This window comes from Thalassolituus alkanivorans (assembly GCF_020447205.1).
Classification (GTDB): Bacteria; Pseudomonadota; Gammaproteobacteria; order Pseudomonadales; family Oceanobacteraceae; genus Venatoribacter; species Venatoribacter alkanivorans.
Window position 1 is genome coordinate 489,241 of sequence record NZ_JAJAEL010000006.1, and the last position, 13,934, is coordinate 503,174.

General features: G+C 50.7%; 11 protein-coding genes. 5 read left to right on the plus strand and 6 right to left on the minus strand.

The features are described 5' to 3' along the window. Position 1 precedes the first annotated feature (1 nt). The 3 genes from LGT44_RS04150 to LGT44_RS04160 all read left to right on the plus strand — a co-directional run bounded on the left by LGT44_RS04150 (position 2) and on the right by LGT44_RS04160 (position 2,418). Positions 2 to 799, plus strand: a complete 798-nt coding sequence (locus LGT44_RS04150) for a ComF family protein (RefSeq protein WP_230330589.1) — start codon at positions 2 to 4, stop codon at positions 797 to 799. An 89-nt stretch (positions 800 to 888) separates the two neighbouring features. Continuing rightward, a complete protein-coding gene (locus tag LGT44_RS04155; protein ID WP_230330588.1) occupies positions 889 to 1,875 on the plus strand; it encodes a serine/threonine protein kinase in 987 nt (328 codons plus the stop codon). Positions 1,876 to 1,914: 39 nt separating this feature from the next. After that, entirely contained in the window at positions 1,915 to 2,418 is a 504-nt protein-coding gene (locus LGT44_RS04160; protein ID WP_230330587.1) for a porin family protein, read from the plus strand. Between the two features lie 103 nt (positions 2,419 to 2,521). On the opposite strand, the gene LGT44_RS04165 is transcribed toward LGT44_RS04160, so the two are convergent. From LGT44_RS04165 to LGT44_RS04175, 3 genes are read right to left on the minus strand one after another with little or no spacing between them, the layout of a single operon-like run. Continuing rightward, positions 2,522 to 3,883, minus strand: coding sequence for a DUF1329 domain-containing protein (locus tag LGT44_RS04165; RefSeq protein WP_230330586.1), 1,362 nt, complete (start codon positions 3,881 to 3,883; stop codon positions 2,522 to 2,524). Positions 3,884 to 3,922: 39 nt separating this feature from the next. After that, positions 3,923 to 5,806: a DUF1302 domain-containing protein gene (locus LGT44_RS04170; protein ID WP_230330585.1), complete on the minus strand. Its 1,884-nt coding sequence runs from the start codon at positions 5,804 to 5,806 to the stop codon at positions 3,923 to 3,925. Between the two features lie 50 nt (positions 5,807 to 5,856). Next, positions 5,857 to 8,511, minus strand: coding sequence for an Ig-like domain-containing protein (locus LGT44_RS04175; protein ID WP_230330584.1), 2,655 nt, complete (start codon positions 8,509 to 8,511; stop codon positions 5,857 to 5,859). 302 nt (positions 8,512 to 8,813) lie between these two features. Here LGT44_RS04175 and LGT44_RS04180 point away from each other — a divergent pair, with 302 nt between their 5' ends. Next, positions 8,814 to 10,001 carry a thiolase family protein gene (locus tag LGT44_RS04180; RefSeq protein ID WP_230330583.1) on the plus strand — a complete coding sequence of 396 codons (1,188 nt, stop codon included), beginning with the start codon at positions 8,814 to 8,816 and terminating at the stop codon, positions 9,999 to 10,001. A 112-nt stretch (positions 10,002 to 10,113) separates the two neighbouring features. On the opposite strand, the gene purU is transcribed toward LGT44_RS04180, so the two are convergent. Beyond that, the gene (gene purU / locus LGT44_RS04185) at positions 10,114 to 10,965 is read right to left on the minus strand and encodes a formyltetrahydrofolate deformylase (RefSeq protein ID WP_230330582.1); all 852 of its coding nucleotides are present in this window, start codon (positions 10,963 to 10,965) and stop codon (positions 10,114 to 10,116) included. A gap of 120 nt (positions 10,966 to 11,085) precedes the next feature. Here purU and LGT44_RS04190 point away from each other — a divergent pair, with 120 nt between their 5' ends. Further along, complete coding sequence (locus tag LGT44_RS04190; protein ID WP_145466382.1) at positions 11,086 to 11,862, plus strand: hypothetical protein; 777 nt, start codon at positions 11,086 to 11,088, stop codon at positions 11,860 to 11,862. Positions 11,863 to 11,869: 7 nt separating this feature from the next. On the opposite strand, the gene LGT44_RS04195 is transcribed toward LGT44_RS04190, so the two are convergent. Next, positions 11,870 to 12,541 (minus strand): hypothetical protein, encoded by a 672-nt coding sequence (locus tag LGT44_RS04195; protein WP_230333522.1) that lies wholly within the window; start codon positions 12,539 to 12,541, stop codon positions 11,870 to 11,872. 10 nt (positions 12,542 to 12,551) lie between these two features. Then, the gene (locus LGT44_RS04200) at positions 12,552 to 13,853 is read right to left on the minus strand and encodes an ammonium transporter (RefSeq protein WP_230330581.1); all 1,302 of its coding nucleotides are present in this window, start codon (positions 13,851 to 13,853) and stop codon (positions 12,552 to 12,554) included. Between the last annotated feature and the right edge of the window lie 81 nt (positions 13,854 to 13,934).

Below are 13,934 nucleotides of genomic sequence, written 5' to 3' on the forward strand. Positions count from 1 at the left end.
AGTGGTATTCCTGAATATTGATAACATCAATGCAACAGAGGCGATCATAGAAGGCGGCGCCATGTGGTCAACCATTGCCAAAAAAATAGTAGACTATTGGTTAAAATCAATACGAAAGTTAACCCCGCCAGGGGAATGCGAGCTTTGTCTGCAGAACGCCGGGGGATTATTTTTCCTGTGTAACCACTGCCTGCAGGAACTGCCACATACTGTATTTGCCTGCTCCCAGTGCTCAGAACCGATGACCAGCCCGGGACGCTGCGGGCGATGCCAGCAGAAACCACCAGCATTTGATTACAGCTATTGTCCTTTTCTCTATCAGCAGCCCATCAGTCTTTGGATAAAATCCTGCAAAGACAGTCATCAGTTAATCTGGCTGTCACGCCTTACCGGACTGATGGAACGAAACCAGCCTGGCAACCTGCGACAGGCGGATGCTATTACGTTTATTCCCAGTAGCCGGCGGAAACTCTTTAACCGTGGATTTAATGTTACTGAAATCATCGCCCGCAGACTGGCAAAGCGGCTGAGCATTCCACTCATCCCAAATGCATTATGTAAGACATCAGGTAACGACCAGCGTGGTTTAAGCGCAAGTCAGCGGCATAGAAATCTGCGCAACTCGCTGCAGCCAGGAAAGCAGGATTTGCACGGTAAACATATTGTGATTATTGAAGACGTGATGACTACCGGAGCCACAGCGAATGCTGCAGCCTCAGCACTCAAGCAACAGGGAGCCAGCATTGTTGGTATCTGGGCTCTGGCACGCACACCGCCACCGCAGTGGCAGCGCACATAACGACCGCGTAACAAACCCTGATCCGCGCCAGAGTCATTGGTTGATGACAGCGATACGGGCATAATGCCGCCACTTTCAGGAGAGCGGCCATGATATCCACACACCCATATACCCAGCTGACCCCGGAGCGCGTAATGGACGCGATTGAAGCTCAGGGGTTTGTCTGCGACGCACGGATATTCCCTCTCAACAGCTATGAAAACCGGGTTTATCAGGTTGGGATTGAAGATCAGCAACCTCTGATTGCTAAGTTCTACCGCCCCGGGCGATGGAGTCGCGAAGCCATTCAGGAAGAGCACGATTTTCTGCTTGAACTGCAGCGCGAAGATTTGCCGGTCGTTGCACCTATCGCCGTTAATGACCAGACGCTGTTTTTCAGCGATCCGTTTTTCTTTGCCCTGTTTCCACGTCGTGGCGGTCAGGCGCCGGAACTCAGCAGCGATGACGATCTTGAATTACTGGGTCGCTGGCTGGGGCGGCTGCATCAGGTCGGCGCCAACTGTGCATTCAAACACCGCCCGCTGATTCGTGGGGCCGATGATATGGTTCTGGCCAGCGAACAGGTTTTACGCTCAGGGTTGATGCCTGTCGATTACCACGCCAGCTATGAAAGTCTGGCCACTGCCCTGACCGATTGGGCGCAGAAGCTCTATCGCGCGGAAGACATCCGGACGTTGCGCCTGCACGGCGATCTGCATCCCGGCAATCTGCTGCTGCGTGATGAAACACTGTACATGGTAGATTTCGACGATTGCGTGCAAGGCCCGGCAATGCAGGATATCTGGATGCTGCTCAGCGGTTCAGAGCAGGAACAACGCCAGCAATTACTGGTCATTAAGGAAGGCTACGAGATGTTTCGTCCCTTCCCACAGCATGAGCTGGCACTGATGGAAGTTCTGCGCAGTCTGAGGGTAATGAAATACGCCGCATGGCTTTGTTCTCGCTGGGATGACCCTGCATTTCCTGCAGCTTTTCCATGGCTCGACAGTCATCGTTTCTGGTCAGAGCACATTATCCTGCTGCGCGAGCAGCTGGCTGCCTTGCAGGAAGGCCCCCTGGTTCTGCCACAATTCTGAGTCTGATATCACGATTCTATAACCAACAGGATGATTACGATGAAAAAACACATTCCTTTGTTACTCGCCTTAAGCTCACTGCCACTGATGGCGCAAGCCGACAATCATGGTCAGGGCTTTCAGCCTGAGCGTCTGCAACTGGGCGCCAGCGTGTCACAGAATGTTGTCGACAGTCCCTTTGGCGGCAGCCATGTCGATGCTGCAGGCCTGAGCATTTTTGCTGGCTATGAACTTGATAACGATATCGATCAGGTAAAAACAACGGTCGAAATCGGCTACAGCCAGACCGATGACTTTTTTAAAGGCCCGAACAGTGATATTTCAGGCTTTTGGGTCGCCGGAGTCGCCGAAAAACAGCTACCGGAAATTAACCCTAACTTATTTGCAATTGCACGACTGGGGCTGGATATCGGTGATGATGACGGCATTCTGCTTGGTGCAGGTGCTGGCTTTCACCTGACTCCGAAAGTCGATGTTCGCGGTGAGTACATCAATAAAGATGCTTCTTCGGTGTATCAGGCGAGTTTCGTGCTGAATTTCTGATCATCCGCAGCGGGTATTGCCACCAGACTTACCGGCAATATTTAAAAAAGCGTAATAAAAAAGGGGCCGAAGCCCCTTTTTTATTACGCAGATCTAACTCAGATCAACGCTTACCTTCACGACGCAGAGCGGCCGGAGTGTAATCCTGCTGGCTGCGCTCGAAACCGAACTCGTAAGAGCCCTGCTCTTCGTTATCCAGACCCAGAGCCAGGTAACGGCCAGAGTTCAGATCGTACAGCGTTTCGATAGCATACCAAGGTACCAGTGTATCGTAGTACATCAGGTTATGTGCTTCAGCAACGCGCCACAGTTCACCACGACCGTCATAGTGGTCGATTTCAGTTGCTTGCCAGGTATCTTCATCGATATAGAACACACGCTTGGCATAGATATGGCGTTTACCTTCTTTCAGGGTCGCAGTCACTTTCCATACACGATGCAACTCGTAGCGGGCCAGATCCTGGTTGATATGGCCAGGCTTGACGATATCAGTGTACTTCAGATCAGCACTTTTCAGTTTGTAAGAGTTGTAAGGAATATAGATTTCCTTCTTACCTTCCAGCTTCCAGTCGTAACGGTCAGGTGCACCGTTGAACATGTCGAAGTTGTCAGATGTACGCAGACCATCTGCTGCAGTGCCCGGACCATCGTAGGCAACCTGTGGCGCACGGCGCACACGACGCTGACCAGCGTTATATACCCAGGCCTTACGCGGTTCTTTTACCTGATCCAGAGTTTCGTGAACCAGCAGTACGTTACCCGCCAGACGCGCCGGAGACAGTACATCCTGCTTGAAGTAGAACAATACGTTCTTATCCGCGTTAGGATCATAGTCTTTCAGTTTGTCACGGAAGGTGAACTCGTCCTGGAAACGAACCAGAGTAAAGTCACCATTCACCTGTGGAGTTACCTGACCAACCACGCGACGTACACTACCGCCACGATAACGGACGATATGGTTCCAGATCGCTTCCATGCCATTTTGTGGCACAGGGAAAGGCGCGCCTTCTACATAATTTTCCAGACCGTTACCACCTTCCAAAAGCTTGGTCTTGGTAGCATTTTCTTTGGTCTTGTCGTAAATAGCCTGAGGGTAGGCAGATGAACGACGGGTCTGATAAACCGGCATTTTATAAGTATCAGGATACTTCTCAAACATCGCTTTCTGACCTTCGGTCAGGTTTTCTGCGTACTGCTTGTAGTTAGCACCTGTAATTACAAATTTCACCTTATCAGCGGCGTATGGATCAACCGGCTTGCCGCCAGCAACATAACCAGCAGGAGGTGTGGTAATACCACCGGTCCAGGCAGGAATCTCGCCTTTGCCAGCCATTTCCGCGCCCATTGGCGTCAGTTCTTTACCAATTTTTGCTGCTTCTGCAGGAGAAACAGCCGCATTTGCTGCGCTTACCATCAGGGACAGCGCAATTGCGCCGCCCCAGGTTTTATAATGTTTTTTCAACATGGTTCATAGACCTCTGTAATTCTTGTCTGAGCCAGTAAATTAGAATGAATATTTTGCAGACAGACTGACGTTGTCACGATCAACCATCTGATTGTAGTCACCACCAGAGAAGTTGGTGTATGAAAGATCAACCGATGTTTTGTTCAGATAAACAAAGGACACACCCAGGCCAGTAGTCAGGCGATCATCCAGGAACTGAGCACCTGGCTCAGGACCATTGCCTTTGTCATACGCAACAGACAACGTTGGTGTTACGTTCACACCCGCAAACGCGTTATTGAAATCCATCGAGGCACGCAGACGGATACCACCAGAAAGCTCGGTTACGTAACCATCGTTGGTACAGTTATCCGTATTTGCATTATTTCCGGGACCAGTGACACATGGGTTGGTAGCACCAAACTCTGGTGCTACACCAGCATTGTTGCCGATACCATAAGCACCGGAACGGCCATAGCGGGCCTCATCCAAACTTGGCAGACCATCGATGTAGGTCATACCAATCTCAGAGACCAGTGCCAGACGATCTGCGCCCATGACATTATCAAAGAACTTGATAAAGGTCATCTGCGCTTGCCAGATATCAAACGGATCAGAGCCTTCTGCCAGATTGCCAAACAGCTCAGCCTTCGCATCAGACGCAGATAAACCCTTTGCCTGCAACTCACCGAGACGCTGCTGGTATAAACGGCTTGATGGCAAACCGTTACCAGCCAGAATCAGTTCGAATGCGTTCCACTGCAATGGCATATCTGGTTTATAACTGATTTCACCAGAAATCGATGCACCACCTTCGGTGCTGGTCGCGAAACTGATACCAGAAATCTGAATATCCTCGGGATAAGCAATCTGATACAGCGGGTAGCGGGAATCATATTCTGAATTCGGATTAACCGGTGCATTAGGATCTGATGCAAGCGGATCATAATTAGTCACAACACCGTTAATATAAGGTACGCGGCTGTGAATATTCATATGGTAGAAACCGAATTCAGTATCGCCCAAAGCTTCTGAATACCAGCGCAACGCCAAACCATACTGGCCGGAGTCTTTAGGCTGATCATCAGCAATACGCTCAGTCATCGGACTAACACGGGCATTCAGATCATATCCCTGATCAATTTCTTCCTGACGCAAATCTAAGTAGTAACGTTCATCCTCAGTACCCGCCAAAATAACCGGACCACAGCCATCGGCAACAAAGTCTACGGTGGAGAAGAACGTACCACATGGGTCAGTACGGGTTTTTTCCCACTCCAGCTGGTAGAACGCCTCCAGGGTAACGTCAGCGCTCAGACCAATGGAGGTGTACACCATGTTCACCGGTAGCAGACCTTCTTTTACTTCGGCACCTGGTTTACGGAAAGCGGAAGCATCCACCGGGTTAATACTGTTAATACCCCCCTGGATAAAAGTACTTTCACCCCAGCTAACTACCTGGCGACCGACACGCAGATTGACCGGTGTTGAACCCAGTTCCATGTCAGCCCAGACGTAAGCATCCAGTAACTCAGCGCCTTTACCGGCGGCATCTTTGGTGGCGTCATTCAGTGGTTTGAAATCAGTATCTTCATCCATCAACGCGGTGTCGTAATAGGCACGGGCACGGAAGAAACCACCGAAATTCCGGTAATTAATTTCCAGATCGCCGCTCCACTTAACAGCATTGGTGTAAATATCACCTTTACCATAATTGAGCGTACCGTCGTCATAGTTATACGAAGAGCCTTTACCGGTAAAACCTAAAGCTTCTGCGTTTCCGCCCATGACTTGACGTTTGTCCTGGCTTTCAGTGCGCCATGCAACCCCGTAGCTGACAGTGTTATCGACCTGAATACCCAATTCTCCGAAGTTGAATTCGACAGCTTGAGCAGAACTGGCCATACAAGCAGATACAGCTATCGCCAAAGGTAACTTATTCATAGAGCGCAAACCCTTGTTTGTTATTTTCATAGTATTCACTCTCCCTCAATTCACTCTGCAACCGGCACAACAATTCCTGCACCACCATCATTCAGCGAAGGTGCGCCCATAAACAGACTGATCGTATGTTGCATCAGCATGCCGAACGTTGCTGTGGTTTCAGTTGTATTCGGATCTGTATCAGGACGTGCAAATGAACCGTGGCTGCTGTAATCATCAGCCAGTTTCACCGCAACTTGTCCAGAAGCAGTCAGAGTCGAAGAGGTATCAACCTGCGTCGCATTAAAAGCAGCAATCAGAGGATCTGTACCTGCTAATGGTGCAGCGGCAACATTGTTAGGAATAACGGTATCACCAATAGATTCGATCAGGGTGTAAGGAGTCTGAGACAATTGCATCAAACCACCAAAGTTAATCGGATCAGCGGAATCGACCGTTGACTGATACACGTACATCAGCGATTCAAAATCAGCACTCCCGCGAACCAAACCATTATTGCTCAGGCCGTCTAGGATGGTAGGACCGAAATACTGTGAATTTTCCAGCAATTTAGGTAAACCACCGCCAGGCACAGCAAATACTGCGGATTGGATACGATTCAGAGCGCCGTTACCAGCCGTGTTTGCTGCAGAAGTATTGGTGTTATTCACCGCAACAAACTGGGTTCCAATGATCGAGCCCAGAGAAATACCAGCAAAGTAGATATTGTCTTTATCAAAGTCCGGAGCAGTATTCGCGAGACCACCGTTACCATCACCATCCAAATCCATAAATGGAAGAGAAGCATTCAGGTTCAGCAGATCCATAACTGCCTGACGGTTATTGTCACGGGTCGCCTGAAGGTGAAGGAACGTAATATAAAGTGAACCGGACTGATCAGTATCCGCACCAGTCGCAGCAGTTGGCTTGCTGGATGCGTCAGCAGTCAGACCAAAATGGCGCTGTTTGATCGTTTCACCTGAAATAATCTGCTGCTGCGTTGCGGCAGGCAGACCAGCGAAAGTCATAACAGGTGTACCGCCCGCACTCTCAGCCACAGCAGCCATCAGCGGCAGTGCGCCATTAAATGGAGCGCCAGCGTAAGCACCTGAGCTGACTTTATCTTTTGGCATCAGGCCATGCATTGGCAGGTCGATCGCCACTGTAGCAAAACAGTATGGGGATTTACCCAGCTGATCAGCCACAGCAATAGCCTGCATCCGGTTACCCATAATGCCATGCTGGAAGATAACGGTTTTCCAGCCTGTCGCTGGTTTAGCGCAACCAACCTCTGGCTCAACAACCAGAACAGGTGCCTTCACCTTGCCGCTTTCTTTAGCAAACGGGAACAGGTTAGTTACATTCTCAGAAGGAGCTTTAAAGGCAGCAGCTTCTTCAGGCGTAGATCCTGTACTTTCTTTCAACGTGGAAATTACGTTTTCATCAGATTCCCATTGTCCAAGAACAACATTCGCTGCAGAGCCTTTAATTGCGGCACAAACAGCATTTGAAGTGTCTGCACAGACGTAGTTGTCGTTATTCTCAGGATTCAGAACAACGCCATCGTCGGAATAAGCACCAATTGGCGCTTTGGAGTAGTAAGGCAGATCAATGCTGCCGGTGTACATAGTTGTAGTACCACCAGTCAGAACTGTTGCCATAGACACACCAACAGCGGAACTGAAGTCCGTTGCACGCGGTGCAGGAGCGGGTAATTCACTTAGCAGCTGATGACCGCCATAAATGGTTTGTGCTGTTGCCGAATCCCCGACAGCGGCAGTCAGTGTTGCCACTTGAGTTGCGGCGTCATCCTGCGTGGTATTCATATAATTCTGGAACATCGCAGGAACAGAAGACGCTAAAGCGGCATCAGCATTACCAGGAGCAGCCATGGTGCTCAGCACTTCAACCGTACCACCGGTAGTGAAGGTATAAGCCAGAGTAATAGTAGAAATATCGCCGCTCAGTACTTGGCTCACGTAGCCCTTAGCCAGCTCCATCCAGCCTTTAGCCGCTGTACGGGCGCCCGCAAGCGCAGAACTCAGGAGATCTTCATCCCCGATAATATATTTGTACTGGCTGGGCATCTGCGTTGCTTTGCCCGCGGCATCTTTAATCTGGTTCGTTAAAACGACAAGGTAACGGGTATTATTTGCCAGAGGGGTGGTAGGACTAATACGTACAACACTATTTTCTTTGTCCCCATCCACAAACGAAATGACATCAGCTTTAACAGCAGTTTTAGCCAGTTTAGTCAGATCGAATGGATTAGCTGCATCCAACGTCCCGAGCTTAGGTCCGCCAACGTAATTGAGTGGCACCAGGAATGCGGCGCCGCCAGAAAGATCACCCGCAGTCAGTGAGCCGGTGAAAGGAATGAGCAACTGGCCTGTTGTTGAAAAACCATCCAGATCACTGATCGCATCAAACACTGGGTTATAGGCAGGATTGGTTGCCCCGTCGACGATGATATCAACATCACCTTTTGCATAAACCAGAGTACCATCGGTTGAACCGCTCAACAGGAAGTCAGTTGCCAGAGGTAATTCTGCACGGGCAGGGTTAAAAATCGGCGCCACACGGGCCGGTGCAACACCCGGTTTACCGGCATCAACCGGCGTGGAGTCCACCTCGTTATTGTGTTTTTCAACGCTACTGATATTACAGCCGGCGAGGCCTGCGGTCGTGGCTGCGATGGCCAGACTGAGAAGGGTCTTCTTCACCATATTGCTACCTGTCTGTTTTTTTATGGTTATTGGTGCACTTTCAGGGTTTGAGTGTATCCATACCCCCAAAGAGATGCCCATGACTATAATCTGGCCGCCTTGCACCCTCATCACTCAAAAGTATGATTCCTTACTAATCCCCCCCTCATTTTGTATCCGTACGTAACAATACTTTGGTCGCAGACAATTGGCTGACACTATCTTGTCGCGATCAGCTCCCCAATCGCCTGGCAATTGTTAAAAAGCGCCCTATTCCTCTAGAATGGCGGCCGATTTCAAGATATCTGACTCAGGAGCAGCACATGTCAAATCAAGATTCCGTGGTTATCGTCGCCGGCGCCCGCACCCCAATGGGTGGTTTTCAGGGCAGCCTGGCCAGCGTCAGCGCAACCGATCTGGGCGCACTGGCCATTGCTGAAGCCGTGAAGCGTGCTGGTATCGATGCCGCCGACGTGCAGGAAGTGATAATGGGTAACGTGCTGCCAGCCGGCCTGAAGCAGGGTCCGGCCCGCCAGGCGATGCGTAAGGCTGGTCTGGCTGATGCCACTGGCGCGACCACCGTCAACAAACTTTGTGGTTCCGGCATGAAAGCCACCATGATGGCGCACGATGCCATCAAAGCAGGTTCTGTGGAGATTGCCGTTGCCGGTGGCATGGAATCCATGTCTAACGCACCTTACGTTCTGGAAGGCGTGCGCACCGGGTTCCGCATGGGTGCAGGCAGCGCACCACAGGATCACATGTTCCTGGATGGTCTGCAGGATGCCGAAACAGGCCGCCTGATGGGTTCTTTTGCACAGGATGTCGCCAACCAGAAAGGCTATACCCGTGAGCAGATGGATGAGTACGCCATTATGTCTCTGACCCGTGCCAAAGACGCGATTGAAAAAGGCCTGAACAGCGCTGAAATCGTGCCGGTTACCGTTACCAGCCGTAAAGGTGAAACCGTTGTTGAGCAGGACGAGCAGCCATTCAATGCCAACATCGAGAAGATTCCTACCCTGCGTCCGGCTTTCGCCAAAGACGGCACCATCACCGCCGCTAATGCCTCTTCCATTTCAGACGGTGCCTCTGCTCTGGTGCTGATGAGCGAATCTGCAGCCGCAGCCAAAGGCGTAACTCCGCTGGCACGCATCGTTGCACACAGCACTCAGTCTCAGCATCCATCTGAGTTCACCATCGCTCCGGTTGGTGCGATTGAGAAAGTTCTGGCCAAAGCCGGCTGGAATAAAGACGACGTGGATCTGTTTGAGATCAACGAAGCTTTCGCCATGGTTGCCATGATGCCAATCGATGAACTGAAGCTGGATATCAACAAAGTGAACATCTACGGCGGCGCTTGTGCTCAGGGCCACCCGGTTGGCTCTACCGGATCACGTCTGATCGTTACTCTGATGAACGCGCTGAAAAACACCGGCGGCAAAAAAGGTGTTGCCGCACTGTGTATCGGTGGTGGTGAAGCGACGGCGGTTGCTATCGAACTGATCTGATCCCAGACCAGTAACAGCACATAAAAAAACGGGAGCGACTGAAAAGCCGCTCCCGTTTTTTATGTCTGTAACCCGCCCATCCCTGAAGCGTTATCGAAGATGGTAGATAGCTTTAGAAGACGATGGTCTTGTTACCGTGCAACAACACCCTGTCTTCCAGATGGCTGCGCACACCGCGCGCCAGCACCATCTTCTCAACGTCTTTACCCAGGCGCACCATATCTTCCACGGTATCGTTATGACTGATGCGGATCACGTCCTGATCGATAATCGGGCCGGCATCCAGCTCAGAGGTTACATAGTGACAGGTCGCACCAATCAGTTTCACCCCACGCTCTGCCGCCTGATGGTAAGGTTTGGCGCCAACAAAAGACGGCAGGAAGCTGTGGTGAATATTGATTACCTGGCCGTGGTAACGCTCACAGAGTTCCGGCGGAATAATCTGCATATAGCGCGCAAGCACAATGGTATCGGCTTTGTGTTCTTCGACGATGGCGTTAACGCGGGCAAAGTGCTCAGCCTTATTCGCCGGATCAACCGGCACATGGAAGAACGGAATCCCGTGCCACTCAACCAGCGAGCGCAGAGTGTCGTGGTTGGAAATAACGCAGGGGATATCACAGATCAGTTCTTTACTGTGCCAGCGATGCAGCAGATCCACCAGACAGTGGCTTTCTTTGCTCGCCATCAGAATCACTTTCTTCGGCACGCCCGAGTCGTTCACCTGCCAGTCCATATCGAACTCTTCGGCAATCGGCGCAAACTCTGCTTTCAGCGTTGCCAGATCAAAGGGCAGTGAATCAGCACGAATGCAGTGACGCATAAAAAAGCGCCCGGTAACCGGGTCAGAATAATGGTTTGCCTCAACAATCCAGCCACCGTGTCCGGAAAAGAACTGGCCAACTTTCGCTACAATGCCCACCCGGTCCGGACAGGAAATCGTTAATCGGTATACTCGTTCCATAGAAATCCACTACTGGCTCATACAGCTGCTACTCTGGCCCGAAAGGCTATTGCACCTGCGCGGGGGAAGTGATCAACTGAAGCCAACTAAAAAACAATAATAAGTATCGGAGAGACGCCTATGTTACTCCTTAGATCCCTGATTCTCACCCTGTTTGTCGGCTTTTCAGCCCAGGCGAGCAGCAATTCTCTGGAACAGAATGTTTTCGACCTCAGTGTCGGCGTCAAGACACTGCTGCTGCGTTACTACCACCTGCAGGCCGATGAAGGTAATCAGCAACTTCTGAACGAGCTGAACCGTTATCTGCTTGTCGTCGGCGAGCAACAGCAGAACGTCAGTAATGAGTTGCGCAACCTCAAGCTCAATAATGACAGCAACCCTCAGCAGAGCGTCGACAGCCACTGGCAAAAGTTCCGCTCACTGATGCAGCAGAACATTCATGAAATTGAAGTGAATGACTTTCCTGAACTTCAGGTCGTGGCCATGATGCGTGATGCATCCAGTGCCATGATCAGCGAGCTGGAAAAAATCGGCGATGAATTACGCCAGAATGGCGAGTTCTCCGTTTCCGCTATAGAAGACTGGACCCGCAGCCAGAAGCGGCTGCTGCTGGGTATTACGGAACGCTATCTGGAACGTGCCGCATCCTCAATGGGTGCCCCCCTCAGCAATGGTCAGGATATCAACCAGCTCTGCCAGGAATTCTCCGCCGGGCTTAACAGTCTGAACAGTGCCGATCTGAATGCCTCAGCCCTCGCCTCACTGCAGCGCATACGCAGCCAATGGTTGTTTATAGAAAAATCCGCCACAAATGTCGAAGCCAAACTGGTCCCCTTTCTGGTAATGCGTTACACCAGCACCATGGTTGACCAGCTGAGCCGCATTGCCGCCAGCTGACTCTGGTTTATTTTTCCAGAAGCTGGCGCGGGTCTGTGGCAGCATTCCGGTTAACCTCCGCTGCCGACCGTATACTCAGGCTTAAAATCCGGTCAGCATCCACCGGTCCCAGACATTCGCAAACGCCGATATAAATAAAATTCAGCAAGCGTTTTAAATCAACAAGAGCTGAATCACCAAGCACCAGGGGATGTTTGTCATCCCCCCACAGATTAAATGAGTAAGCCAGTTCCTGCGAAATACTGTGACGCAAGGATTGCTCCATTGCATAGCGCTTAACAACCCTTGCCGTATCCGAGCGCAGCTGACCGAACAATGTCGTCAGTACTACCTCATAAACATCCGTCCAATCCTGCGCCGGAAACAACTCCATTTCATCCAGACTGCCACTGCGCTGCTGAGCAGACTGATATTTCAGCATTTCATCCATAGGGTCTGGCTTTAACCGGGCCCCGTCATCCATCAGAATACCGATTAATTGCCGGTATAACTGAGAACGGTTATTTGCGACTTCCGGGATATCTTTACAGTCAGACAGAAAACCATTCAATTCAAACTGTGATTTCTGCGCATAATGATTCTGCCAGCGCCACATGGCACGCCATAAACCATCTCCTTGCAGGGTTTCCTGCAGAACCGTAAATACCGCCCGTCTTTTTGCTTCGATCGTCATTGTCATTATCGGCTACTCATAATTCACGATGATAAGTAACGTTCTGATGAAACTCCGGATAACCCACTTCATCATGCTCGGTAAAATCAAGACCCTGTTGTTCATGCTGGGTACTGGCGCGCAAACCGATCACGCGATCAATCAGGAAAAACAGAATAAGCGATAACGGAAAGGCCCAGAAAAACGCCGAGAAAATGCCCACTAACTGCACCGCAATCTGCGATAAATCAAACATATTATCTTTCAGGAAAAGCCCTGCAGCCAGCGTACCCCAGGCCCCGGCAAAGCCATGCACAGGAATAGCACCCACCACATCATCCAGACGACGGCGTTCAAGCCAGGCTGCCCCATAAACCGATATCGCTCCGGCAATAAGACCAGTAAGTGCAGCGAACTCAGGTGCCATTGATGCACAACCTGCCGTAATTCCGACCAAACCGGCAATGCTGCCGTTAATTGTTGAAGTTAACAGCACCGGACGTTTGGTTATACGGCTGAACAGCAAGGCTCCCGTTGCACCAGCCGCCGCGGCCAACTGAGTATTGAGTACAATCAGACCGATTTCCGGACTGGCCGCCAGCGTACTGCCACCGTTAAAACCAAACCAACCCAGCCACAGAATAAAACCACCCAAAGCGACCAGCGAAAGATTATGGCCCGGAATACTCCGCGCAGCACCGGTGGTGCGATCAAAACGTCCGGTACGTGCCCCCAGAACGATAATGCCAGCCAATGCGCACCAGGCTCCCACGGAATGAACAACGGTCGAACCGGCAAAATCGATAAAACCCAGCTTAGCCAGCCAGCCTGAACCACCGTACATACCACCCCATACCCAGCTGCCAAATACCGGATAAATAAATGCAGTAATTACACAGGTGGCGATCAGGTAGGCATCGTATTTTGTCCGCTCCGCCATAGCTCCGCTGCAGATAGTTACGGCTGTTGCGGCAAACATAATCTGGAATAACAGCACGGTATAATCCCAGGATTGGCTTTCTGCTGAAGTATTAAAAAGCGCAAAATGACTGGCACCAAAAAAGCCGGTAAAATTTTCACCAAACATCAGGCCATAACCAACCAGCCAGAAAATAAGGCTGCCAAGACACACGTCCATATAGTTTTTCATCATCACGTTAACGGCATTTTTTGCCCGTGACATGCCACTTTCCAATAAAGCAAAACCCGCCTGCATAAAGAACACGAGAGCAGCAGCCATGACTACCCACAATGTGTTGATACTCAGCTCAACCGATGTTTCTCCTGCCATAGCAGGAACACTCAGAGTGCTTAATACTGTCCACATAATCCATTTCATAACATTACCTGTTAACTGCCGGGACGGAGTTTAAAAACGCTCTACTGCTTCGCACGTTCTCACCTGAATTGGTTATCAGCA